The following is a 25,020-nucleotide window of genomic DNA, read 5'->3' as shown; positions in this document are numbered from 1 at the left end:
ACAAAGAAAAACAGCGCCGCTGCCTGAAACACCAGGCTAGGCGCTGTTTTTAATTTGTTACATTCCGGATGAAAAAGTTACAATACCTTGCTTAAAAACTCTTGCGTACGGGGATGGGTCGGATTGCCGAACAGTTGGTCCGGCATGCCTTCCTCCACGATTTTGCCGCCGTCCATGAACAGGATCCGATCTCCCACTTCGCGGGCGAAGCCCATCTCATGGGTCACGATGACCATCGTCATTCCGCCTTCGGCAAGCTTCTTCATCACTTCCAGAACCTCGCCCACCATCTCGGGATCGAGTGCGGAGGTCGGCTCGTCAAACAGCATGACATGGGGCTGCATCGCGAGTGCTCGCGCAATGGCAATTCTCTGCTTCTGTCCGCCGGACAGCTGGGAAGGATAAGACTCCTTTTTGTCCTGCAGTCCAACCGATTTCAGCAGCTCGTCTGCTGTAGCCTCGGCTTCCTTCGCCGAGACCCCTTTAACTTGGATAGGGGCGAGCGTAATGTTATCGATGACCTTTTTGTGCGGAAACAGGTTAAACTGCTGAAACACCATGCCCATTTTCTCGCGGGTGGCATTGATATTGTGGTTCTTGGCGGTGATCAGCTCACCCTCGAATGAAATTTCGCCGCTGGTCGGCACTTCCAGCAGATTGAGACAGCGCAAGAAGGTGCTTTTACCGGAGCCGCTCGGTCCGATGACTACCACCACTTCTCCTTTTGCAATCTCGATATTGATGCCCTTCAGTATTTCCAGCTTGCCAAACGATTTATGAAGATCCTTAACGGTTATCACTTGCACTCAACTTCCTTTCCCAGACACCCAGAAGCTTCGAAAGAACGAATGTCAGTATAAAGTAGATCATGGCCGCCACAAGCAGCGGATTCAGCGGGGCAAAGGTTGAACCGCGCAAAATCTGGGCTTGGTACATAATATCGAATACCCCGATGAACGATACGATGGACGATTCCTTGATAATGACAACGAATTCGTTACCGATCGCAGGGAGTACCCCTTTCAGCGCCTGCGGCAAAATGATATGACGCATGGCTTTGCCCTTGGTCATCCCGAGCGAGCGTGCGGCCTCCAGTTGTCCCCGGTCCACGCCCTGAATGCCTGCGCGGAATATTTCTGCCAAATAGGCAGCGCTGTTGATGGAGAGCGTCAAAATACCCGACTGGATCGGTGAGAATTTAATATCAAACGCCGCCAAGCTGTAATGGATAATGAACAGCTGGACCAGCATCGGCGTGCCGCGGATGATTTCAATATATGCGGTAGCCAAGAACTTAAGGATTTTTACGCCGGACATCCGCATTAACGCGATAATCAATCCGAGAATGAATCCGAAAAATACGCCGAGGGCCGAAATAAGCAGCGTAAATTGAATGCCTTTGGCATAATAGTCGCGATATTTCCAGAAAAATTCAAAGGTATTCAAGTTCTCTGCTGTTCGTCCTGCAGCCAGATCGCTGGCATCGTCGACAAATTTCTGGATCTGGTTATTTTCTTTTAAGCGCTCGAGCGTAGCATTAATGCTGCCAAGCAGCTCCTCGTTTCCTTTGCGGACCCCGATGGCATATGCGTCGTTCTCCGCCGTCGGCTTGGCATCCGTGATGGCCATGGTCGCTTCATTCATGTTGGTCTTTGCGATCGGATACTCCGCAAGGACGACGTCCACGCGCTCGGATTCCAGCTGAAGCAGCAAATCCGGGATTTTATCGAGCGATACTACATTGGCATTCGGTATCGTTTTTGCGATGGATTCCTGAATGGAGCTTTTCTGAACCCCGATCCGGGCTCCTTCCAGGCTTTCAAGCGTGTTGAATTTCAAGGCGTCTTCCTTGCGGACTACGACCGATTGTTCCGCAGCGTAATAAGGTTCCGAGAAATCAATGCTTTTTCGGCGGTCTTCCGTCGGATTCATGCCCGATATGACGAAATCCACACGGCCGCTCGTCAGCTCTGGCAAGAGCGCATCAAAGGACGTATCCTTGATAATGAGCTCTGCGCCAAGATCCTTGGCGATTTCCTTCGCGATATCGATATCAAATCCGACGATGGTATCCACGCCATCTATCGTTTTATGGAACTCATATGGCGCATAGTCGGCACTGGTTCCGAGAATTACCGTTTTCTTCTCGCCTTCCGCGTGGACGAGGCTGCCGAATGACAGCACGACCACCATGAACAGGGTCATCCACGCTGTAAATTTACGTTTCATATGTCTCATTTCTCCCCTAACTGTTACAAATAGATTAAACCCTTTAGAAAAAAAGCAACTGAGTCATTATAAAACAGGATGCATGAATATGCAATGAAAATTGATGGGTTTTCAATTTGTAACTTACAGGCAAAATCAACTTGTAGTATGTCATTCCACTATTTTAATACAACGGTCAAATCATCATACCCTTAAAGTGATCATGTCACACAAGATTCAGTTTGTGGAATATAACTAATTATTAAAATAATCAAGCGGGTTTGAATCCATTCTATCCTATAATAATGGAAATTAATGTTAAGATTTCACCCTATCCGCAAGCTTCTCCTCTCCCTACATTAAAATGTAAACACAGGACTTTAGAATTATCCAAAATAGGAATTAAAGATATGGAATATAGGAAGGGAACACTTTACGGACGGATGCATAATCTATCGGCTGCCTTCCCATCTTATAGAAGCGCATGATTTCGGTCCATCTACATTGCAAGCCGCCTGTCTCATTCACGCATGATTCAGGCAAGCCAGCAGCTGGTTATTAATTAGCTATAGCTTTACTCATATAGGAGGTGTAACCATGCTGTTAGAAGCGCTGTATCATGTTCCAAGAGATAAATGGGCTTATGCTTACGATACACATACCATTCATCTTCGGATTCGAACCAAGAAGAACGACATTGATTCAGTTGTTGCCATGACGGGCGACAAATATGATTGGGACCGTACGTACTTCGAGATCACCATGGAAAAGGCCGCCTCTGACGACATGTTTGATTACTGGGAATGCGGAGTCAGGCCCAAATACAAAAGGTTGTCATACGGATTCCGGATTCATGCGGGAGATGAAACGGTGTATATGGTCGACAGCGGAATCGGATGGGATTACCCCTATCCGCCGGCAGGCTACTTTGAATTTCCGTACATACATGAAGTCGATGTATTCAAAGTACCGGAATGGGCCAAAGAAGCCGTATTCTACCAAATCATGACGGAACGCTTTGCCAACGGGAACCCGGCCATCAGTCCTGACGGAACGGAAGCCTGGGGCGGCAAGCCGGAGGTGGACAATTTCTTCGGCGGTGACCTGCAGGGCGTGCTGGATCATCTGGATGATCTGGTTGACCTGGGCATTAACGCCATATATTTTACCCCCCTCTTCCTCTCCCCCTCCAATCATAAATACGACACGGTAGATTATAAGCAGGTGGATCCGCACTTTGGCGATAACGAACTGTTGAAAAAGGTAGTGGATACTTGCCACGCAAAAGGCATTCGTGTGATTTTGGATGCGGTTTTCAATCACTGCAGCGAGGAGTTCCCGCCCTTTCAGGACGTCTTGAAGCATGGCGAGAAGTCCAAATATGCCGGGTGGTTTCATGTGAACCGGTTTCCTTGCGAGATCAAGGACGGCATACCGACATACGACACCTTCGGCTTCTTCGGAAACATGCCGAAATTCAATACTGCCAATCCCGAAGTCAAGGCGTACTTGCTGGGCGTCGCCGAGTATTGGATTAAGGAGATCAAGCTTGACGGCTGGCGTCTGGATGTCGCGAATGAAATCGACCATCATTTCTGGCGGGATTTCAGGCAGGTTGTCAAGAAGGCCAACCCCGAGGCATACATCGTAGGCGAGGTTTGGTCCGACTCGTTGATCTGGCTGCAAGGCGACCAGTTCGATTCCGTGATGAATTACCCTTTTGCCGATAAGGTGCTGGAGTTTTTCAACGGCAACATGGACGGACTCACCTTCGCCAACCGCATCGGCTCGATCCTGATGCGTTATCCGCAGCAGACGAACGAAGTGGTCTTCAACCTGCTTTGCAGCCACGATACGCCCAGGCTGCTTACCCGCGTGGGAGAAGATATCCGGCGCATGAAACTCACCGTCGTATTCCTGTTCACCTTCATGGGCACGCCGTGCATCTTCTACGGGGATGAAATCGGCTTAACCGGGGATGGAGACCCGGATTGCCGCAAATGCATGGAATGGGATCCCAAGAAGCGAAACCAGGAGCTGTATGCATTTTATCAAGGCATGATCGCGCTGAGGAAAGAGCATAAGGCCCTCAGGCAAGGTCGCTTCCGCTTCCTGCAGGCGAATCTTCATGATCCTTGCATCGTGTACGAACGTGCCGACGAAACCATGCATTTTATCGTCTGGATCAACAACAGCGACTCGAAGCGTACCCTATCGCATCCCATCGTCACGACCGATTGGATCGATGCCGAAACCCAAGAGCCTGTAAAACCGGTAAACGGTACGATGCATATCGATTTGGAACCGTACGCGTATCGCATTTTATGCCGGGAATTGAAACATTAGCTTCGATCATATTCAGACAGCACAGGGGTGCCCGGATAGCTTGATATTCCTTCGCTATCCGTGCACCCCTGCGTCATGAAAGCCATGGTTATTATGAGCTGGTGATCTGTTGATAGATTTCCTGATATTCCTTTGCCGAAACGTTCCAGCTGTAATCCCCGCCCAGTGCGTTCTTGCTCACTTTACGCCAGTGCTCGGGCATTCGATACATGGAGGTCGCGCGGCGGATGGTGTTCATCATGTCATGCGCATTGTAATCCTTGAAGGAGAAGCCGTTCCCTTCGCCCGTATACTCGTTGTATGCCTGAACCGTATCGTTCAGTCCGCCCGTTTCTCGGACAATGGGTACGCTGCCGTACCGCATGGCGATCAGCTGGCTGATGCCGCACGGTTCGAATTTGGAAGGCATCAGGAACAGGTCGCTGCCGGCATAAAAACGCCGTGATAACGGCTCATTGAACCGGATCTGGGCCGACATTTTGGTGGGATAGCGATTTGCCGCTTCCCTGAACCAATGCTCATAGGAAGGATCTCCCGTTCCCAGGACAACGAACTGAATCTCGTCATAGTAGAGCAGCTCATCCAGAATGCGGATAACCAAATCGAGTCCTTTCGAATCGACCAATCGCGTTACCATCGACATCAACGGAATATGCGGCGCCACGGGAAGATTCAGCTCTTCCTGTAAGGCGATTTTGTTCTGCGTTTTTTTGTTCAGTCCGCTCCGGAACTTCATGGCGAGATGCGGATCTGTCGCCGGATTGTAGCTTTTGGTATCAATGCCGTTCACAATCCCGCTCAATCTCGAGCCCTGGGCCGACAGAAGTCCGTCAAGTCCGTATCCGTAATAACCCGTCTGGATTTCCGTGGCATAGGTTGGGCTGACCGTCGTTACGTGATCTGCGTATACGATGCCCGCTTTCATGAAATTCACGTTTCCGTAATACTCCACGCCTTCGGCCGTGAAATGCCGGCTGTGAATGCCGAGCAGATCAACCAGCACCTCGTACGGGTATACGCCCTGATACAGCAGATTATGGATCGTGAACACGGTTCGAATCCCCGCATAGAAGGGATCATGACGATAGACGTCTTCAAGAAGCAGCGGGATCATGGCGGTATGCCAGTCGTGACAGTGAAGCACATCCGGCTGGAATCCGATAACCGGCAGCACCTCAAGCACGGCACGGTTGAAGAAAGAGAAGCGTTCGCCATCGTCCATGTAACCATAAATGCCGTCTCGGCCAAAATAGTACTCGTTATCCACGAAATAGATCGTTACGCCGTCTTCCACCAGGGACTCGATGCCGCAATATTGCTCGCGCCAGCCTACCCGCACCCGGGTTTCTCCCACATGCTCCATTCGCTCTCTGTATTCTTCCGGAATGCCGCGATATTTCGGCAGCACGACTCGAATATCCTCGCCCATGCCGCGAAGGGATTTAGGCAAAGCAGCGATCACATCCGCCAGTCCGCCTGTCTTGATGTATGGTCCGCATTCCGAAGCTGCAAATAACAATTTCAATCCTGCTTCCCCCTTTTGCTCCGTTTCGTTTTTTGTTCTGTTTTCTCTCTTGCCGCTGCCGCCTTCAGCGACGCGTCCGATCGATCTTGCGATTTCCTCGATCGAGGCGGCTTTTTCTTTAAAACAACCATGCCTAATGGAGGCAGCTTGATCTCCAGGCTGTAGGTTTGGCCATGCCAGGTCTTCTTCTCCGCTTTCATCTCACCGTCGTTCAGCAGTCCGGAGCCGCCGTAATCGGCATGATCGGAATTCAGAATTTCCACATATTTCCCCGCTCTCGGCAAACCGACCCGATATTGGTCATATGCCTTTGGCTGAAAATTAATGACGATGATCAGCGTATCGCCGGGCTTGGTGCCCATTCTCATATACGATACGACACTCTGCTCATGATCATCGGCGCTGAGCCATTCGAAGCCTTCCCATCGGTGATCCTGCTCCCATAGCGCCTTTTCATCCACGTACATGCGGTTTAGAGCTGCCGTATATGCCAACTGCTTGCGGTGGCTTTCATAGTCCAGCAGCAGCCAGTCGAGCTGCTCCTGATCCTTCCATTCGATAAACTGGCCGAACTCTCCCCCCATGAACAGCAGATTCTTCCCGGGCTGGGTGATCTGGTATCCAAGCAAAATCCGCAGTCCCGCAAACTTTTGTTCATAGCTTCCCGGCATTTTATTAAGCAGCGATTTCTTTCCATGGACGACTTCATCGTGTGAAAGCGGCAATGTAAAATTCTCCGAATAGGCATAACAAATGGGAAATGTCAGTAAATTATGATGGGTAGGCCGCTGATCGAACTCTTGTTCAATATAAGACAGCGTGTCGTTCATCCAGCCCATATTCCATTTGTAATTGAAGCCAAGACCCCCTTCATGCACAGGTGCCGTAACCCCCGCCCATGCGCTCGACTCCTCGGCCATCATCAAGGCATTCGGGTAATATCGAAACACGGCTTTATTCAATTCTTGCAGAAAGGATATCGCCTCAAGGTTTTCCAAGCCTCCGTGCTCGTTAAGGCTGTACTGACCCTCACGCTTCTCAAAATCAAGACGGATCATGCTCGTCACGGCATCAACGCGAAGACCATCAATATGATACATATCCATCCAAAATAAGGCATTGGAGATGAGGAATGAAATTACCTCCGGCTTGGCATAATCGAAAGACAATGTTCCCCAGCCCGGTTTCTCGGCTTTTTGGGGGTCTGCGTACTCATAAAGAGGCGCCCCGTCAAACTGCCGAAGCCCGTGGGCATCCTTGGCAAAATGTGCGGGCACCCAGTCGAGCAGCACGCCGATGCCGGCTTGGTGCAGCTGGTCGACGAGAAACATGAAATCATGGGGAGTTCCGTATCTGCTCGTCAGCGCATAAAATCCGGTGCCCTGATAGCCCCACGAAAGATCGTAGGGATGCTCCGCCAAGGGCATAAATTCTACGTGGGTATAACTCATTTCCTGCAAATAAGGAATCAGCTGATCGGCCAATTCCCGATATGTAAAGAACGAACCGTCCTCTTTTTGCCGCCAGGTTCCGAAGTGCATTTCATAAATGTTTACCGGCTTGGCATATGGGGATTTGTTCTTCCTTCTCCATGCGGCATCATTCCAGCGATATCCTGAGAGGTCGGTCACCACCGATGCCGTCGCAGGTCGTACTTCGGCATGAAATGCATAAGGATCGGCCTTTAGGAACGTTTCTCCGAAGGGCCCCGTGATCTGATATTTGTAAAAAGTTCCAGTCTCCATCCCAGGGAAAAACCGACTCCAAATTCCCGAATCGGGCATCCTATATAACGGGTCTTGGGAACCATCCCAGCCGTTCCAGTCTCCGGCAAGTCCTACCTGCCTGGCATTCGGAGCCCACACCGTAAAACGCACGCCTCTTTCTCCTTCTTCTGTGGCAAGGTGTGCACCCATACATTGGTAACTGTGAAACCAGGTACCCTCATGAAATAAATACACTTGTTCCGGAGTCATGTTTCCTTCCCTAACTGCTTGGTTCAATCGTCGTCACCTGCTTTTTCTTAAAAATGCAATATTATTAATGCTATTACCCCATTCTAACCAGGTTGAAAATAAAAAATGTCCCTGAAAAATAATTTTGTAATTTTCAAATTACTTTTTCAATATAATCGTTTCAAACCCCGGGAATGTCGTTTATGTAATGAACAACGTGAAAATACATTGGGAGGGAAACGTGATGAAGAAAAAAGACTGTATTGCTATGCTTCTGGCGGGTGGAGAAGGTAAACGATTGGCTCCCCTTACGTCCAGGCTGGCAAAACCCGCCGTTCCGTTTGGCGGACATTATCGTATAATCGATTTTCCTCTCAGCAATTGTGTAAACTCCGGAATCGATACGGTTGGAGTGCTTACGCAATATGAGGCAGAATCATTACACGAACATATCGGCGAAGGCGAACCCTGGGGATTAACACATACAGGACGTGAAGGCATTGCCCTTCTTCCATCCAACAGCACACACCAAGACGGGTACTTGGGAACGGCAGATGCCATTTATAAAAACATTCAATACATCGATGATCAAAATCCAGAGCATGTGCTCATCTTGTCCGGGGACCATATTTACCAGATGGATTACCGGGAAATGCTTGAAGCCCATATGAAGCAAGGGGCTCCTGCCACGATCTCCGTGATGGAAGTACCATGGGAAGACGCCAGCCGATTTGGCGTCATGAGCGTTGACGATAATCTCAATATCATTGAATTTGCCGAAAAACCGGCAGAACCGCAAAGCAATCTTGCCTCCATGGGCATTTATTTGTTCCGTTGGGACTATCTGAAGCAGCACCTGATCGAAGATGCGTCTGACCCGAACTCCAGCCATGATTTCGGAAAGGATGTCATCCCTAAGATGCTGTCCGGAGAAGAGTCGCTGCTAGCATTCCGCTTCCAGGGCTACTGGCGCGATGTCGGCACCGTAGAAAGCCTCTGGGAAGCCCATATGGATGTGCTTAGCCAAAATGAGCTCGTCCTTGAGAGAGCCGACTGGCCTATGTATACGCGTGCTTGGAAAACCAAGCTGTCGGCAGCACGGACCCGAAATGTGGAGCATACGGACTGCCTGATTCATGACCAATGCACCTTCGAAGGAAAAGCCAAAAGCTCCGTCATCTTCTGCGGATCAGAAATCGGCAAATACTCCATCGTGAAGGATAGCGTGGTCATGCCGAATGCCAAAATCGGCAAAGGCGTCCATATCGAGCACGCCATCATCGGGGAAGGTGCAGTGATCAAGGACGGAGCCGTTGTGAAAGGGGCTCCCGGCAATGTCGTGGTCGTAGGACCATACGAGACGGTGCTTCCGAAACCAACGGTTCGTACCCAGCCGGCCCGGCTCCTTCAGGATGTATACGAAAAAGGACGCTTGCGTGCAAATGTCTCTTCATCCTGAACGAATGTCATGAACAGAATAGAGCCCTGAGAATTTCTTTCAGGCCATTAACACAAAAAAGCGATCCGTAGCGGATCGCTTTTTCTCATGTATCGTGCCCTGCTGACTTTGTCTAAGCGCATGCGACGGAGGTTCGAAACTTTAAGATCAAGAAACAAAATTCTTTTCATATAAATTCACGATGCGACCGCCCATATCCTGCTCGGCCACGAATTGAAATCCCTGACGCTGGTAAAATCGATTCAGCGTTGGCAAATGGGATACGCAATCCAATCGAAAGCCCCGTTTCCCTTTGGAAACCAAATACGATTCCGCAAAGGAAATCATTTTGTTCCCAAGACCCAGCCCCCGATAAGCGAAGCGTACGGTCAGACGATGCAAGTAACCGTAGGACGGATCGTCCCGCTTTCCCCAGTAGTCAGGGTCCCCGTACTGCAGCGTAAACATGCCGGACGCCTTATCTTCATGCCACAGGATGAATACTTCACGCTCTTCCAGGTACTGTGTCATTAGGTCCAGGGAAAAAAGCGAGGGACTCCACTGCCTGCGCCCTTGCTGCTCCATCACCTCGGCCGCCTCCGTTAGAAGCGCAAGCATCTCTCCTGCGTGCACGGCTTCTGCCCTTCGTAGTTCAAACCGCCCCTGCTCCGTTGAAAACATTGCTGCGGATTCCACTCCTGTACTCCCCTCCTCTATAAAAATACCCCACAAAGTGGAGCCTGTGCTCCGATGCATATTCCAATTACTTTGCGGGGACCCCAAAACAATCCCCCACAAAGTGGAGACTATGCTTCGAGCTTTATTCCAATTACTTTGCGGGGGACCCAAAAACAATACCCCACAAAGTGGAGACTATGCTTCGATCCTTAGTCCAAATACTTTGCGGGTGTAAAGTTGAGAAAAGCTTTGCCGGATTGCCGGCAAAGCTTAGGCCATCGGCCCGGCTGCGTCCTCCTCACCGTTCTCCAACCCGCCGGCCATCGGTATTTTCCCCTCAGGCAGCGGCAGCTTGACGATCACGGCTGTTCCGTGCCCGAGCTCGCTTTCCATTTCCATCGTGCCCCCGTGAAGCTCAACGAGCTGCTGCGTGATCGCTAATCCAAGTCCCGTTCCCCCGTTAAGTGGATTCACCTGGAAGAACCGATCCTTTACCCGCCGAAGATGCTCGTCCGAGATGCCGATCCCGTGATCTTGTACGGTAACGATAACAAACTTCTCTTCCATCGTGAAGGACAGGTTGATTACCCCGTTCTCATGCGAGAATTTAACCGCGTTATCCACGATATTCAGGAATACCTGCTTCAAGCGGTTGACGTCCCCATAGATAATCGGCTTCTCGTCGGACTCCAGTTTGATCTGAACGCCCTTCTTCTCGGCTTTCGTCCACAGATTGAGCATGATCTCTTGCAGCAGCTCCCGTAAATTCACGATGCCCTTCACCAGCTTCATCTCATTCTGCTGGAGCTTGGAGAAATCCAGAAGCTCTTCGACAAGGCCGATCAACCGGTCGGTTTCCTTGGAGATGATCTGCATTCCGATTTTCGTTTCTTCCGGATCGTAGCCGCCGGAGTCAAGCGTTTCGCTCCAGCCTTTGATGCTTGTGAGCGGCGTTCGCAGCTCATGCGAGATCGAGGAGATAAAGTCATCCTTCACCTGATTGCTTCGCACAATCTCCTGCGCCATGTAATTCAAGGTCGACGAAAGCTCGCCAAGCTCGTATTTGTAGTCGCCCTTGATCCGCACGTTGAACTTGCCTTTGGCCATCTGAGCGGACACCGTGGTAATGTTGTTGAGCGGCTTTACGATGGAATTGGCCAGCCCGATGCTGAAAGCAAGCACGATCGCCAGAACGGCCGCCCCGATGCTGACGGCAAACAGCGTCATTTTCATCAGCTTGTCGTTTACGTATTCCAGCGAAGTCACGTAACGGAGAATATACGTATTTTCAAAACCGTTCGAAACGGACTGGGACACCGCCATCACGATCTGGCCCGTGCCTTGCTGTTTGCCGATCCAACGGCTCGTATTGCCTGCAAGCGCTTGGGTGACATCGCTGGTCTTGATGGTCTGCTCTATTTCGAAGCCGGTCGAAGTTGAGAGTACTTGCCCAGCCGGGTTCAAAATTTGAAGCTCCGTATTATACAGTTCAAAATGGCGAACCATTTCGCTCAGCTGATTGACGTTGTCCGACGAGGTCAGTCGAAAGGGCTGATAGAAATCGTTGGCGGTACGGATATGGTTCACCATATGGTTGTACACCGTATCGTAATAATACGATCGTAATGCGATTAGAAAAATAACCTCAATCAGCAGCAAGGCGATGAACACTACCAGGAAGTAGTGCAGCACGATTTGCCGCCGAATGCCTTTTTTGATGATCATTGTCCCTGACCCTTCCATTTATAGCCGTGTCCCCATACCGTCTGGAGGTATTCCGGCTCGGAAGGATTGCCTTCGATTTTTTGGCGAAGTCTCCGAATGTTCACGTCCACGATTTTGGGATCGCCCATATATTCTTTGCCCCATACGTGATCAAGCAGCACATCACGGCTAAGCGGCGTGTTTTCTTTTTCCAGGAAGAACTGGACCAGCGAGAATTCCGTAGGCGTCAGCTCCACCGGCTGCCCGTTCTTCTTGAATTGCTTGGAAATCAGATCCAGCGTGAACGGACCCGATTGGAAGGATACCTTGGCGGCACCCGCACGCTGAACGTTCACCCTGCGCAGAAGGGATTGCAGCCGGGCGATCAGTTCCGTCGGGCTGAACGGTTTGCTTACGTGGTCATCCGCTCCGACGGATAGGGCATACACTTTGTCCTGCTCTTGAACTTTTGCCGTCAGGAAAATAATGCCGATCCGCTCGTTCGTTTCCCGGATTCTGCGGCATACTTCAAAGCCGTCGATTCCCGGAACCATGACGTCGAGCAAGGCGATATCGATGTCTGGCGTCGTTTGCAGCAAGCGAAGGGCCTCATTGCCGTTCTCGGTCTCCAGCACATCAAAGCCGTTCCGTTTCAGATTAATTACGATAAAACTGCGAATGGATTCTTCATCTTCTAATATGAGCACTTTACTCAAGGTCTAGTTCCCCTTTCTTTCGATAGGAGCCACATTGTTGCTGCTTGGCTTTTTATCTTTTTTACTCAATTTCAGATCGCCATGGCTTCGATAAGCGATGACGCGGTTTTTCTCCTTCACCAAGATCTCCCAATCGGATTCGGCTTTCCCCCACTGGGCCGTGGAGAAAAACTTGATTTCCGCGACGGACTCTCCCGTGTCGGTCATGACAAAGTTCAAATAAGCATTTTTGTTGGATTCCGGCGTAATGGTAATTTTATTGTACATATCCGGCGGAAAATCCAGATAGAAGCGATTATTCATATCGTAGTATCTTTGGAGCACGAATTGAAGCCCTTCTACTTCGTTGCTCTCCCGCACCTCTCCGTCCCACTGGAAGTACGTGGTGAAGAACGGGATTTCGTCCAGGATCAGCCGATCTTCCCAGCCGCTTGGCCTAGTAAGCACACCAAACTCTAAAATACCGTCATCGTTCACGTCCTCGCTCTCAACCGGCAGTTCCTTGTAAGTAAGCAGTTCATCCTGGAGCACGTCAATAAACTTGTTGTCCTCCATGATAATGAGCTTGGAATAGGAAGAGTTGGACACGACCGAAGCATCCAAGATGATACCTTCTTTGTTTTTGGCCACTTTACCTGCGACAACATTGTAATAACTTTCGATATTTGGTCCCAAATCCAGTTTGTTCAGCTCAACGAAAGCATCCTCGAATTTGTCGTATTGATAGGTGCTGATATACGAGAGCTCTTTCTGCTGGAGGTATACCACCGTAATATCCTTGACCTTGTCGCCGTTCATGTCTCCGATATTGAAGTGCGTATACGGCAAAGCCGGGATTTTTTCGAGCGAATCCCCGGAGAATGAATACACGGCCAGCAGGTTCTGAAGATTCTCTTCTCCGCGGGAGAAACCGGCTACGATGTCAACCTTGCCGTCGTTCGTAAAATCAACGAAATCAAATGACTCCAAAACCGTCCCTTCTCCGTCGAAATCGAGGCTCTTCACCCAGGTATCACCCTGCTGCTGCATGATCATGCCGTGGATTTTCACCTCTTCATCCGGCGTCTGATAGAAGACGACGGCTTCCATAACGCCGTCATTGTCCAGGTCATGAATTCGGATCGAACTGCTGTCGACGTCGCTTCGCGGCCGAATGATAGCGCCGTTGTCCAGTTTGATCTTCTGGAGCGCGGACTGGATGGCGCCGTTCAGCGTCGCTTTGTCCGTCGGCAGATCCGGTCGCTTCATTAAAGACACCGGATCCTGGATAAAGGTACAGCCGCTTATGATAAATAGTAACAAGCCGGCCAAGAGGGCTTGCATCACTCTATATTTCAATAAGTATCAACTCATTTCTATGCTTTCGCCTTGCGTCAAGTGATCAATAATTACAGTCTTGACTTCTCGCCATGGGTTAAACGTCTTCCGGTCACATCCACTACCAGCTGGCCGCCCGACAGCCCCATGATTCGGGTGCAGTATTTCTCCGCAAGCTCAAGCGGGATGACGGTAAATACCGTCAGACGCTCTTCCTCGCACAAGGTTTTTAGCGTCTTCAAAACATGCTCGGCAGAGGCCGGATCGAGTCCCGTGACAGGCTCGTCCGCCAAAATCACCTTAGCGCCGTGAACGAGCGCCCGGGCAATGGCAATCCGCTGCTTCTCGCCGCCGCTCAGCTCGCCGGCCTTGCGTTTTGCCTTGTCCAGCAAACCCAGGTGCTCGATCGTATCCATGGCTCCCATATAATCATCAGACCGGACCATCCCGGTAACCATCCGCCACAGCGGCGTTTGGCTGGATTGTCCGATCAATACATTCTTAAGCGCCGTTCGATTTACGTTTAGGGAAGGATTCTGCTCGAGATAAGCCCATTCCCGTCGAATTCTTCGTTTTCCGGCGGGATTCATCATATCTTCGCCGTCAATCGTCAGCTTGCCGCCGTCCCATTTTTGCTGCATCGACAGACAGCTCATCAGCAAACTTTTTCCGCTTCCGCTCGCACCGATCAGACCGATCATTTCCCCGTGTTCCATCTGAAATGTGATATCCTTTAACACCGGTGTACGTTCAGGACCCATCGTTTTCTTCAGCCGATCCACTTTAATCATGTTATCGTCTCTCCCGTCAAGTGCATATTCCTACTCTCTAGTTTAGAAGAAAGCGAAAGCAATTGCCATGAGAACGCATGTTTCTATTTATCGGATGAAACGCTGTTGCCTTTGAACCATAAACCCGTGCACGCAAACACAATATACAAGCCGCCGAGCAAAACGAAGATTCCCCCGTTCCACCCGGTTTCCATGATAGCGCCGCCCGCATTCGGCCCTGCGATACTGCCGGCATTGAAATGGAAGGAAGCCACGACGTTGGCCGCCGGCAGCAGCACCCTGGGAAGGATGTCCGCGGCATAAGCCAGACCGAGGGAGAAGAAAGAACCGACCAAGCCGCCGGCCACCGTCAGTAATAGTAAGGTTGCCCAGAAATTCGTTCCGGCTACCGGAATCAGCAGGAAACTGCAGCCTCCCACGATCCCCGCGATCGTCAGCACCCGCTTGCGTCCGAATTTATCGCTCCAGATGCCAAGGGGAAGCTGCAGCAGGAGTCCGCCGATGCCGACAAAGGGCAGCAATGTCGAAATTTCGCCTAAAGTGAACCCGCTTCTTAACCCATAGACCGGGAAATTGCTGTTAATCCCCGCTTCCATGTATCCGTATAAAAATGCGGGAATCAAGGCAAACCAGGCCAGCCGGTAGCTCTTGAGATAGCGGCCGGCCGGCTGCTGCTCTCCTTGCTCGCTTTTTTCCGGCTTCAAATTCGGAAGTTTGTACAGAACGACCAGCAGAATGAACAAGAACAGCACAGCCAGAATCAGAAACGGTACCGCTTCGCCGTATTTCAGAAGAGGAATGCCGAGCGGCCCTATACTAAATCCCAGACCGTAGGACATGCCGTAAAAGGAAATGCTCCGCCCCCGGTTCTTCACGGTTGACATCATCAGCACCCACAGCTGGGCGGCATAATGCAGCGCGCTATCGCCGATGCCCACAAGCACCCGCAGCACAAACCAGACGGCTACGCTCGGAATCAACGGGAAAGCGACCAGCGACAGCATCACCAGCACGAGACCCGATACGATCAGTTTTTTGAAACCGACCCAGCCGAGAAGCCGTTCCGCAACCAGCGTCATGGCAAATGAGCCTACATATAAAGCAGCCGCGTTCAATCCGTTCATGGAGGATGAGATGCCCATCCGTTCCAAAAAAATAGCCAGCACCGGCAATAGCAGTCCCTGGCTTAAACCAGCCGCAACCACGACGGCAATTAAAATAAAATAATGAGTTCTCCCTTGACGGGGGGTAACAGCTTCTGTCACTGAAATATAGTCCTCCTCTAATATGAAAAAACGATGAATTTAAACAGCCAAATGAACATTATAGTGGACAAGCCCAATCGATACAAGCCATAATAATAACAATGCCATCAATTGGGAGGGTATCCGTTCATGAAATATAAAGTTAGTATCGATGTATCCATGGTTTATGAGCTGCTGGGCAGCTTCATGATATATGCAACAAGGAAATGGACCGATAACCTGGATATTGGAAAACAGCTGATAACGGAGATGGATGAGCGTTTGCCGCAGCATGTACGTGTCCAGTTCAGTGGAGCCCGCTCATGGCCGCTCGCGGATTACGATGTCTTATACGCCCTGATCATGCTTCGAGGAGAGCACCTTGAAATCCCTGATTTTCTGGGCTGGATCGAATCTTCCCCGGTGGAAGAGCTTCATGGCCTGCTTCAGCCTCACTTGCCGTCCCTCACGCGGGATGAAACGTCCAGAATTCGAGAAAACTACACACCGTTGATGAAGCTCTGGTATGAGCACTACTTTTCCGAAGTGGAGCCTGAGCTGTACCATCTTCTGGAGGAAGATGCCGAAGAGAAACGAATGCTGCTTCCGAAAATGGACGACGAAAATCTGATCGAATATGCTTCCAGCGGAGTCATTCTGGATAACGTGCCGCAAGAAAACGTGGTCTTGTTCCCGGGTACGCATTTTCGTCCGATCAATACCTATTGCTTCTATGATAATGTACTCCTGCTGCAGTACCCTATTGATATACCGGAAGAAGACGAGGATGAGCCGCCCGTCGTTCTCCTGCGCATGACCGAGGCTCTCGCGGATCCGGAACGTCTGCGTCTGCTGAGATATATTGCGGATGAGCCGAAGGCCGTGTCCGAAATGGCGTCCGAATTGGGACAGCCCTACGAGCAATTGATGCACCACCTGATGATCTTGAGGGCGGCGGGCCTGCTGCGCTCCCATCTGAAATCCGAAAATAACGAAAGATTCAGCCTGCGGCCGGATGGTGCAGCCGAGCTGCAAATGTTCCTGGAGACTTACATTCGACTTTCCTAGTATGAAGGAGCGTACCATGAGTAAAACATCTCAGCATATTATCTTCGACATGGATGATACATTAATACATTGCAACAAGTATTTCGACCTGATTCTCGGCGATTATTTCGAATGGATGACCGAATGGTTTCAGCCTTATGGAGTAACCACCCAAGAAATCCGAGCCAAGCAAATGGAAATCGACGTAGCCGGCATCGACAAGCTGGGATTCGCGAGCGCGAACTTCCCCCAGTCCCTAATCGATACATACCATTTTTTCGGCCGAATTCACGGGAGAGATACCTCGCCTAAGGAAGAGGAGCTTCTCTACCAGTTGGGGCTCAGCGTATACGAGCAGGAGATTGAAGCCTACCCCGGCATGGTCGAAACGCTGGAGAAGCTTCGAGAGGATGGCCACTGCCTTCACCTCTATACCGGGGGCGAAACGAGAATACAGAAGCGAAAAATCGAACAGATGAAGCTGGCGGACTATTTTAAAGACCGGATTTATATCCGCCAGCATAAAAACATCACGGCGCTTGAGGAGATTCTCGGCATGGGGTCGTTCGTCCGCTCGAATACGTGGATGATCGGCAACTCGCTCCGCACGGATGTCGTTCCGGCATTGACGGCAGGCATTAACAGCATCTACATCAAGCAGCAGCGCGAGTGGCAGTATAATCTGGTCGAGCTGAAGCAAGAGCCGCATAATGTGCTCTATACCGTTTCGGCGTTGACTGAAGTGCCGGAAGTCATTGAAGAGCATTTAACTTAATCGAACGGACAACGAGCCGATCCTGGAGTAATATCCCGGATCGGCTCGTTATTTTGGCGTAACCCTCGACGTCCTACGATTTTACGGCCGCACTGGAGTCCACGGCCTGAACGGCCAGCTGCCCGTTACCGCCCGCAGCAAGGACAAGCCTGCCCTTATACGTGCTGCCGTCCTCGTTCTTAAAGGATAACACTTGGGTCTTTCCCTGAAGCAGCAAGGATTTCAGCATCGCATGAGAAATTTGTTTTCCGGCAAATTCCTTCCAGATGACATAGCTGCAGCCGGTTTTGAAATTGGCGCAGCCGTAACCTTTGCGTCCTTCAATAATATGCCCGTCACATCCGGGTCTTGGGCAGCGCCCCAAGGGAGATCGTACGGACGGCGCTTCATTTGAAGCGACAGGCGCTGATTTCGGAGTAGGCTTGCTCGTGCGCTCATCCTTCGCTTTCGAGGCTGGGGCCGCTTTAGACGCGCTTCGCTTCCCTCTTCCTTTGGACTTGTCCTCATCTCCGCCGAAAAGCGACGAAGGCGCCGGACGCTGCGAGGATACCTTGTTTATGATCGAAACGGTGAACTTCTGCACGTTTTGCATGAATACGTCAGCAGAAGCTTCGCCTTTGGAGATCTGGTGGAGGCGCCGCTCCCATTGGCCTGTCATCTCGGGCGAAGCCAGCAATTCGACGCCGGCATGCCGGATCAGCTCCACCGCCGTTCTTCCTTTTTGCGTTACGGTGATTTTTTTGCCCTGCATCGTAATATATCCGACCTTTTTCAACCGCTCGATGGTGGCTGCCCGGGTTGCCGGCGTTCCGAGACCGCTATCCTTCATCGCATCCCGAAGCGCTTCATCCTCAATGGACTTACCGGCGCTTTCCATGGCCTTCAGCAGCGTGCCTTCCGTATAACTTTTTGGCGGCTGGGTAGCCTTTTCCTTCACTTCGGATTTTTTGCATTGCACCGGCTTGTCGGGCGTAAGGTCAAAGGAACGGTCGTTCCATTCCTGATTCTCCTCTTCCTCGTCCTCTTTCCCCTTCTTGGAAGATTTGGATTTCTTCTTCTCCGTATCCTGGGCAATCAACACCTTCCATCCAAGCGACAAAAGCTCCTTGATTCCCGTCTTGAATGTTTCCCCCTCGACCTCGGTGAGCACCGTATGCTGCTTGTACATGGCCGGAGGATAAAAATGCGACAGAAACCGGGTGATGACCAGATCGTAGATATGCTGCTCTTCCTTGCTGAGCGTGCCCGGCCGCTTTAATGTCGGCAGAATGGCATGGTGATCCTCAACCCGCTGCGGATTGCATACCGCTTTGTTGTTGACGTGCACCCGGCTCGGATCCGCTCCTGCGGCCATAGATGCATACGAGGTCGATTTGAGCATATGAAGGGCCTTGTGCATGCCTTCGATATTCTGTTCATTCACATAGTTGGAGTTCGTACGCGGATAGGAAATCACCTTGTGGCGTTCATATAACGCTTGCGCAAGATCCAGCGTTTTTTTGGCAGAGTAACCGTACTTGGCATTGGCTTCACGCTGAAGCAGGGTCAAATCATACAATTTGAACGGGTATTCCTTCGTTTCCTTCACTTCATATTTAGTGATGGTGCCGTTCTTTCCATGGACCTTGGCTGCAATCGTCTCTGCTTTCTCCTGCGAGGTCAGCCGCTCTCCCTGCCAGGTTCCCGCATACTCCAGCTGATCCTGCTTGAACAAAGCTTTCACGTCGTAGAACGTTTGCGATTCGAAGGCTTCGATCTCCTTCTGCCGGTCATAGATCAGTGCCAGCACCGGCGTCTGCACCCGGCCAACCGACAGCAACGTCTGATGGCGGGTCGTAAAGGCGCGCGACGCATTCATGCCGATCAACCAATCGGCTTCGCTGCGCGCGCGCGCAGCTTGCGTTAAATTCTCGAATTCAACGCCGTCCTTAAGCTCCGCAAAGCCGCGGCCAATGCTTTCCGGCGTTAAATCCGAGATCCATAGTCTTTTTACAGGCTGTTTCAGTTTTAATTGTTGTTGGATTAGTGCGAAAATATATTGTCCTTCTCGTCCCGCATCGCAGGCATTCACGATATGGCTGCAGCGCTTGGCTACCTCTCCAATGACCTTCAGCTGATCCTTGGTTTTCGGATTCGGGATGATTTTGAATTGCTCCGGAATGATAGGCAGGTCCCGTAAATTCCAGCGTTTGTACTTCGGATCATATGCATCCGGCTCCGCCAGCCCAACCAGATGTCCGATAGCCCAAGTTATGATGTATTGCTCACCTTCAAGATATGTACGGTTGTTCTTGGCCCGCGGCTCGATGACCGCAGCGATATTCCGTCCCATATCCGGCTTTTCGGCAATGACCAACGTTTTCAAATGACATTCTCCTCCCCGATGAGCAGCCTGGCGCGGAGGCTAACTCCAAAAAGGACTTCGCTCTCGCGAAGTCCCTTTAACTACTATATTCATGATAGCATATTTAGGAGAAGGATTAAACCAGTACGGTCGCGCCCATCAGATATTTGTCTACCTCGCGTGCCACCTCGCGGCCTTCATTGATCGCCCACACGACAAGGCTTTGTCCGCGGCGCATGTCGCCGGCTGCAAATACTTTATCCACATTCGTCGTATATTTGCCATACGGCGCTTTAACATTGGAACGACGGTCCGTTTCAAGTCCAAGCTGTTCTACCAGCGTCTGCTCCGGTCCGTCAAAACCGATCGCGATGAACGCCATTTGCGCCGGAAACGCTTTTTCCGTACCCGGAATCGGCTGATACACTTTACGGCCGGTTTCATCTACAATGCGCTCGATTTGAACGGTATGAAGCTCTTTCAGGTTCCCTTCATCATCCCCGACGAATTTCGTGGTCATGATGGAGAATTCCCGCGGATCGTTGCCAAACAGCGCTTTGGCTTCCTCGTGGGCGTAATCCAGTGTATACACGTTCGGGAATTGCGGCCAAGGGTTCGCAATCGGATCGCGCTGCAGCGGAGCCTGTTTATGCGTACCAAACTGGGTAACGCTGCTGCAGCCGTGACGCAGCGCTGTGGCCACGCAGTCGGAGCCGGTGTCGCCGCCGCCGATGACGATAACGTCCTTGTCTTTTGCCGACAAATAGTTGCCGTCTTCAAGACCGGAATCCAGCAGGCTCTTGATCGTTCCGTTCAGGTAATCCATCGCGTAATGGATGCCCTTGAGATCACTGCCCTCAATGTTGAATTCGCGCGGCTTTGTTGCACCGCCGCAGAGTACGACGGCATCATAGTCTTCCATCAGCTGCTTGGCGGGAATATCCTTGCCGATCTCGGTGTTCACGACAAATTCGACGCCTTCCGCCGCGAGCAGATCGACACGGCGCTGCACGATGCCCTTGTCCAGCTTCATGGACGGTATCCCGTAGGTCAACAAGCCGCCAATGCGGTCCGCACGCTCGTAGACGGTGACGGAATGGCCCGCTTTGTTCAGCTGTGCTGCTGCCGCCAGTCCTGCCGGACCGGAACCGACAACGGCTACGCGTTTTCCTGTGCGCTTCTCGGGCGGCTCCGGAACGACCCAGCCTTCTTCAAAGCCTTTGTCGATAATCGCCTGCTCGATGGATTTGATCGTAACCGGCTCCCCGATCAAGCCGACGGTACAAGAACCCTCGCAAGGCGCTGGACATACGCGTCCGGTAAACTCAGGGAAATTGTTCGTTTTGTGGAGACGCTCCAGAGCTTCTCTCCACAAGCCCCGATATACAAGATTGTTCCATTCCGGGATCAGGTTGTGGATCGGGCAGCCCGATGTGCCGCCGACCATATCGATTCCTGTATGGCAGTATGGCGTACCGCAGTCCATGCAGCGTGCTCCCTGGGTCTGGAGCTCATCTTCTTCTAAATGTTTATGAAACTCTTCCCAGTCTTTAACTCGTTCAGCCGGGCTCCGGTCTGCCGGAAGCTGGCGCTGATATTCCATAAATCCTGTTGGTGTAGACATACTGCTTTACCCCCATCCGTTCTATCCATGCTGATTACCATGTACAATTTATCATATCATAAATCATCCGACATCTATCGTCAGATGAGCCAAGAAACAGGTTTCAGCCTGATTTATTTTTTCTATTTATGCTAAAAAAATTTTTATCAAAGCATGAATCCCCACTACTCGCGGCTATTTAAGCAGCCATTTGCATAAACATTAGAAATATAGTAGCATTTCGCTTTTCGCCTGTTAAATGGACTATATGCATGATCATTTGTATTATCCTACTATGAAAGCATTGTCAACATGGACGGAAGGCGGTAAGTCTATCCCTCCGAATCGTGCCATCGAGCTGTTTATTTCCGTTCAAACGTAACGAAACGGTAGGCATACGGATTTTTTTCATCCGTGATGCCGGGAACTTCTTCGACGATCTTCCATTCTTCCCAGTTCACTTCGAGAAAGTACGTATCCCCTTCAAAACTCTCGTCAATGAACGTGCAGTACAGACGATCCGCTTTCGGCAGCATCAATTCATAAATCTGCGATCCGCCAATCACCATCAGTTCCTCATTCTTCGAATAGGGTAACGCGTTCTCGATGTCATGGATCACGATGCCCTGATCCTCCGTCAACGTAAAGCTCTCATCTCTCGTCAACACGATGTTCTTTCGGTGAGGCAGCGGCTTGCCGCCAAAGGAATCCCAAGTCTTGCGCCCCATCAGGATCGTTTTATGGAGGGTTTTCTCCTTGAAGAAGGCCATATCCCGCGGCAAGCGCCACGGCATCGTGCCGTTCAGCCCGATCACCTGGTCCTTGCCCATTGCCCATATCATCGATATCATTACACCGTCTCTCCTTCCATTGATCTTATGGATGTCACCGCATGGAGCCTCCATAACCCAATTTAAACTTATACGGCAACCGTCGCCTTAATGGTCGGATGGTATTGATAACCCTCAAATTCAAAATCCTCGTACGTATAATCAAAAATGCTGTCCGGCTTGCGCTTGATCACCAGCTTCGGCAGCGCATATGGCTCGCGTTCAAGCTGCGTTCTCACCTGCTCCATATGGTTGGAATAAATATGGACATCGCCGCCCGACCAGATGAATTCACCCGGCTCCAGGTCGCACTGCTGGGCAACCATATGGGTTAGCAGCGCATAACTGGCAATGTTGAACGGCAGCCCGAGGAAGCTGTCCACCGAGCGCATGGTAAGCATACAGGAAAGCTTCCCGCCCGCCACGTAGAATTGGAATACAAAATGGCACGGCGGCAGCTTCATGTTATCAATCTCCGCCACGTTCCAGGCACTGACGATATGTCGTCTGGAATCGGGATTATTCTTAATCGAATCGATGACATTGGCGATCTGATCGATATGGCGTCCATCCGGCGTTGCCCATGCCCGCCACTGCGAGCCGTAGACAGGACCCAAATCCCCGTTTTCATCCGCCCATTCGTCCCATATCCGCACGCCGTTCTCTTTTAGGTACCGGATATTCGTTTCACCGCTCAAGAACCACAAAAGCTCATGTACGACCGATTTCAGGTGAATCCGCTTGGTTGTCATTAGCGGAAACCCTTGGGATAGGTCAAAACGCAGCTGTCTTCCGAATACGGACAACGTTCCCGTACCCGTCCGGTCTCCCTTCTCTACGCCATGATCCAGTATATCCTGCAGCAGCTCCAAATATTGTTTCATCTCATAGTCACCTCACTAAAATCTCATATCCTCAGTCTACCATGTTCACGGAATGATTGGGATGCTTAAAATAACCCTGCCCGGAGAGGGCGGGTATCCGTTGGCATATCTACATAAAAAAACAGGAGGCAGAAACCGCCTGCGCGTTCTCTGCCTCCTGGCTGAATATATAATGACTCGAAAATACGTCTACGGATTAACGGGCAATGATGTGGATCGGATGACCCATTACCAATTCCGCCGCTTCCATAACGATCTCTCCCAGCGTCGGATGCGCATGGATGGTCAAAGCTACATCTTCAAGCGTAGCGCCCATTTCAATAGCAAGGCCGAGCTCGGCAATCAGGTTGGAAGCTTCCAGACCCACGATTTGCGCTCCGAGAATAAGCCCTGTTCCCTCTTCGGCCACGATTTTCACGAAGCCTTCCGGATGGTTCAAGGATACGGAACGTCCGTTGCCTGCGTAAGGGAATTTGCCAGCTTTTACTTTATGGCCTTTTTCCTTCGCTTGAGCTTCGGTGTAACCTACGCTGGAGCATTCAGGATCCGTAAACACAACGGCCGGGATACATTTGTAATCCACGACGGACGGCATTCCGGAGATCGCTTCAGCAGCCACTTTACCTTCGTAGGAAGCTTTGTGTGCAAGCGCCAGGCCGGACACGATATCCCCGATTGCGAAGATATGCGGAATGCTGGTGCGTCCTTGATGGTCGACTTTCACGAATCCGCGCTCATCCATGTCGAGGCCGATCAGGTCCAGACCAAGCTCTCCGTCCGTGTTCGGACGACGGCCAACCGTAACCAGCAGGTAATCAGCTGTTACTTCTTTGGTTTCGCCATTCACGGAGTATTTCACGGTAACTTCTTTATCGTTTTGCTCAGCACTTTCAGCTTTAGCACCTGTGATAATTTCGATGCCGGTTTTCTTCATGTTCTTGGTAACGAGGCTTGTCATGTCTTTGTCAAAGCCAGCCAGAACGCTGTCCAGACCTTCGATGATCGTTACTTTGGAACCGAATTTGGAGTACATTTGACCCAGCTCGGCACCGATGTAGCCGCCGCCGATGACAATCATGCTCTTCGGTACTTCAGGCAGGTTCAATGCTTCGGTGGAAGACAAGATGCGTCCGCCAAACGGGAATGGCTTCAGTTCGATTGGACGGGAACCAGTAGCAATGATGCAGTTCTTGAAGCGGTAACGCGGAGATTCATGATCATTGAATACACGCGCTTCGTTTTCGTTGATGAACATGCACTCGCCGTTGAAAACTTCCACTTTGTTGCCTTTCAGCAAACCAGCTACGCCGCCGGTCATTTTTTTGACAACGCCGTTTTTGAATTCCTGCGTTTTCGCGAAATCAACGGTTACGTTCTCCACGGAAATACCGAATGCATCGGCATGCTTCGCGGATTCGAACTGATGAGCTGCAGCGATCAAAGCCTTGGAAGGAATACAACCACGGTTCAAGCAAACGCCGCCGAGTTCCGATTTATCAACGATCAGAACCTTTTGACCCAGTTGGGCGGCACGAATCGCCGCCACGTAACCACCAGGACCAGCACCAATGACTAGAGTATCAATATCTAAAGAAGCATCTCCAACTACCATTAG

General features: G+C 50.9%; 19 protein-coding genes. 4 read left to right on the top strand and 15 right to left on the bottom strand.

Going from position 1 to position 25,020, the window contains the following annotated elements; translation table 11 throughout:
* Positions 1–77: 77 nt before the first annotated feature.
* Positions 78–800 (bottom strand): amino acid ABC transporter ATP-binding protein, encoded by a 723-nt coding sequence (locus tag RB297_RS01305; protein WP_375119509.1) that lies wholly within the window; start codon positions 798–800, stop codon positions 78–80.
* Entirely contained in the window at positions 787–2,229 is a 1,443-nt protein-coding gene (locus RB297_RS01300) for an ABC transporter substrate-binding protein/permease (protein WP_036665363.1), read from the bottom strand. Before RB297_RS01300 ends, RB297_RS01305 begins: the two co-directional genes overlap by 14 nt.
* 576 nt (positions 2,230–2,805) lie before the next feature.
* Between RB297_RS01300 and RB297_RS01295 the strand changes: the two genes are divergently transcribed.
* Positions 2,806–4,554 carry an alpha-glycosidase gene (locus RB297_RS01295; protein WP_192572329.1) on the top strand — a complete coding sequence of 583 codons (1,749 nt, stop codon included), beginning with the start codon at positions 2,806–2,808 and terminating at the stop codon, positions 4,552–4,554.
* Between the two features lie 91 nt (positions 4,555–4,645).
* Here the strand turns inward: RB297_RS01295 and glgA are convergent, their stop codons facing one another.
* Both glgA and glgB read right to left on the bottom strand, forming a co-directional pair.
* Positions 4,646–6,079, bottom strand: a complete 1,434-nt coding sequence (gene glgA, locus RB297_RS01290; protein ID WP_375119508.1) for a glycogen synthase GlgA — start codon at positions 6,077–6,079, stop codon at positions 4,646–4,648.
* Complete coding sequence (gene glgB / locus RB297_RS01285; protein ID WP_375119778.1) at positions 6,076–8,055, bottom strand: 1,4-alpha-glucan branching protein GlgB; 1,980 nt, start codon at positions 8,053–8,055, stop codon at positions 6,076–6,078. The genes glgA and glgB overlap by 4 nt, the downstream gene beginning before the upstream one ends.
* A gap of 223 nt (positions 8,056–8,278) precedes the next feature.
* On the opposite strand from glgB, the gene RB297_RS01280 reads away from it, so the two are divergent.
* Positions 8,279–9,493, top strand: coding sequence for a glucose-1-phosphate adenylyltransferase (locus RB297_RS01280; protein ID WP_096773405.1), 1,215 nt, complete (start codon positions 8,279–8,281; stop codon positions 9,491–9,493).
* A gap of 147 nt (positions 9,494–9,640) precedes the next feature.
* Here the strand turns inward: RB297_RS01280 and RB297_RS01275 are convergent, their stop codons facing one another.
* The 6 genes from RB297_RS01275 to RB297_RS01250 all read right to left on the bottom strand — a co-directional run bounded on the left by RB297_RS01275 (position 9,641) and on the right by RB297_RS01250 (position 15,943).
* A complete protein-coding gene (locus tag RB297_RS01275) occupies positions 9,641–10,168 on the bottom strand; it encodes a GNAT family N-acetyltransferase (protein ID WP_375119507.1) in 528 nt (175 codons plus the stop codon).
* 252 nt (positions 10,169–10,420) lie between these two features.
* Positions 10,421–11,875: a sensor histidine kinase gene (locus RB297_RS01270; protein WP_096773403.1), complete on the bottom strand. Its 1,455-nt coding sequence runs from the start codon at positions 11,873–11,875 to the stop codon at positions 10,421–10,423.
* Positions 11,872–12,570 carry a response regulator transcription factor gene (locus tag RB297_RS01265; protein WP_277748630.1) on the bottom strand — a complete coding sequence of 233 codons (699 nt, stop codon included), beginning with the start codon at positions 12,568–12,570 and terminating at the stop codon, positions 11,872–11,874. Before RB297_RS01265 ends, RB297_RS01270 begins: the two co-directional genes overlap by 4 nt.
* Before the next feature lie 3 nt (positions 12,571–12,573).
* On the bottom strand, positions 12,574–13,818 hold the full coding sequence (locus RB297_RS01260; protein ID WP_139083827.1) for a hypothetical protein: 1,245 nt from the start codon (positions 13,816–13,818) through the stop codon (positions 12,574–12,576).
* Between the two features lie 140 nt (positions 13,819–13,958).
* Positions 13,959–14,678, bottom strand: a complete 720-nt coding sequence (locus RB297_RS01255) for a phosphonate ABC transporter ATP-binding protein (protein ID WP_009589188.1) — start codon at positions 14,676–14,678, stop codon at positions 13,959–13,961.
* 83 nt (positions 14,679–14,761) lie between these two features.
* Positions 14,762–15,943 carry an MFS transporter gene (locus RB297_RS01250; RefSeq protein ID WP_375119506.1) on the bottom strand — a complete coding sequence of 394 codons (1,182 nt, stop codon included), beginning with the start codon at positions 15,941–15,943 and terminating at the stop codon, positions 14,762–14,764.
* 129 nt (positions 15,944–16,072) lie between these two features.
* Here RB297_RS01250 and RB297_RS01245 point away from each other — a divergent pair, with 129 nt between their 5' ends.
* Both RB297_RS01245 and RB297_RS01240 read left to right on the top strand, forming a co-directional pair.
* On the top strand, positions 16,073–16,990 hold the full coding sequence (locus RB297_RS01245) for an ArsR/SmtB family transcription factor (protein ID WP_015734705.1): 918 nt from the start codon (positions 16,073–16,075) through the stop codon (positions 16,988–16,990).
* A 16-nt stretch (positions 16,991–17,006) separates the two neighbouring features.
* Positions 17,007–17,744 carry an HAD family hydrolase gene (locus tag RB297_RS01240; RefSeq protein ID WP_277748628.1) on the top strand — a complete coding sequence of 246 codons (738 nt, stop codon included), beginning with the start codon at positions 17,007–17,009 and terminating at the stop codon, positions 17,742–17,744.
* Positions 17,745–17,817: 73 nt separating this feature from the next.
* Here RB297_RS01240 and RB297_RS01235 read toward each other — a convergent pair whose 3' ends face one another.
* The 5 genes from RB297_RS01235 to lpdA form a co-directional block, all read right to left on the bottom strand.
* The gene (locus RB297_RS01235; protein WP_375119505.1) at positions 17,818–20,109 is read right to left on the bottom strand and encodes a type IA DNA topoisomerase; all 2,292 of its coding nucleotides are present in this window, start codon (positions 20,107–20,109) and stop codon (positions 17,818–17,820) included.
* Positions 20,110–20,224: 115 nt separating this feature from the next.
* Entirely contained in the window at positions 20,225–21,712 is a 1,488-nt protein-coding gene (locus tag RB297_RS01230) for a glutamate synthase subunit beta (protein ID WP_213577923.1), read from the bottom strand.
* 341 nt (positions 21,713–22,053) lie between these two features.
* Positions 22,054–22,542: a dihydrofolate reductase gene (locus RB297_RS01225; protein WP_375119504.1), complete on the bottom strand. Its 489-nt coding sequence runs from the start codon at positions 22,540–22,542 to the stop codon at positions 22,054–22,056.
* A gap of 68 nt (positions 22,543–22,610) precedes the next feature.
* On the bottom strand, positions 22,611–23,405 hold the full coding sequence (gene thyA, locus RB297_RS01220; protein ID WP_375119503.1) for a thymidylate synthase: 795 nt from the start codon (positions 23,403–23,405) through the stop codon (positions 22,611–22,613).
* Positions 23,406–23,601: 196 nt separating this feature from the next.
* A complete protein-coding gene (gene lpdA / locus RB297_RS01215) occupies positions 23,602–25,017 on the bottom strand; it encodes a dihydrolipoyl dehydrogenase (protein ID WP_009589200.1) in 1,416 nt (471 codons plus the stop codon).
* Positions 25,018–25,020: the final 3 nt, after the last annotated feature.

The organism is Paenibacillus sp. CR_12, from assembly GCF_041953985.1.
Taxonomy (GTDB): domain Bacteria; phylum Bacillota; class Bacilli; order Paenibacillales; family Paenibacillaceae; genus Paenibacillus_AQ; species Paenibacillus_AQ lautus_A.
The sequence above is the reverse complement of the archived record's forward strand: the minus strand, read 5'-3'. Positions and strand labels throughout refer to the sequence as shown.

Excerpts from the sequence above, each read along its gene's own strand:
- RB297_RS01300 (WP_036665363.1), bottom strand. The coding sequence starts at position 2,229 with ATGAAACGTAAATTTACAGCGTGGATGACCCTGTTCATGGTGGTCGTG.
- glgB (WP_375119778.1), bottom strand. The coding sequence starts at position 8,055 with ATGACTCCGGAACAAGTGTATTTATTTCATGAGGGTACCTGGTTTCAC.
- RB297_RS01295 (WP_192572329.1), top strand. The coding sequence starts at position 2,806 with ATGCTGTTAGAAGCGCTGTATCATGTTCCAAGAGATAAATGGGCTTAT.
- RB297_RS01225 (WP_375119504.1), bottom strand. The coding sequence starts at position 22,542 with ATGATATCGATGATATGGGCAATGGGCAAGGACCAGGTGATCGGGCTG.
- thyA (WP_375119503.1), bottom strand. The coding sequence starts at position 23,405 with ATGAAACAATATTTGGAGCTGCTGCAGGATATACTGGATCATGGCGTA.
- lpdA (WP_009589200.1), bottom strand. The coding sequence starts at position 25,017 with ATGGTAGTTGGAGATGCTTCTTTAGATATTGATACTCTAGTCATTGGT.
- RB297_RS01280 (WP_096773405.1), top strand. The coding sequence starts at position 8,279 with ATGAAGAAAAAAGACTGTATTGCTATGCTTCTGGCGGGTGGAGAAGGT.
- RB297_RS01245 (WP_015734705.1), top strand. The coding sequence starts at position 16,073 with ATGAAATATAAAGTTAGTATCGATGTATCCATGGTTTATGAGCTGCTG.
- RB297_RS01260 (WP_139083827.1), bottom strand. The coding sequence starts at position 13,818 with ATGAAGCGACCGGATCTGCCGACGGACAAAGCGACGCTGAACGGCGCC.
- RB297_RS01240 (WP_277748628.1), top strand. The coding sequence starts at position 17,007 with ATGAGTAAAACATCTCAGCATATTATCTTCGACATGGATGATACATTA.
- RB297_RS01270 (WP_096773403.1), bottom strand. The coding sequence starts at position 11,875 with ATGATCATCAAAAAAGGCATTCGGCGGCAAATCGTGCTGCACTACTTC.
- RB297_RS01230 (WP_213577923.1), bottom strand. The coding sequence starts at position 21,712 with ATGTCTACACCAACAGGATTTATGGAATATCAGCGCCAGCTTCCGGCA.
- RB297_RS01255 (WP_009589188.1), bottom strand. The coding sequence starts at position 14,678 with ATGATTAAAGTGGATCGGCTGAAGAAAACGATGGGTCCTGAACGTACA.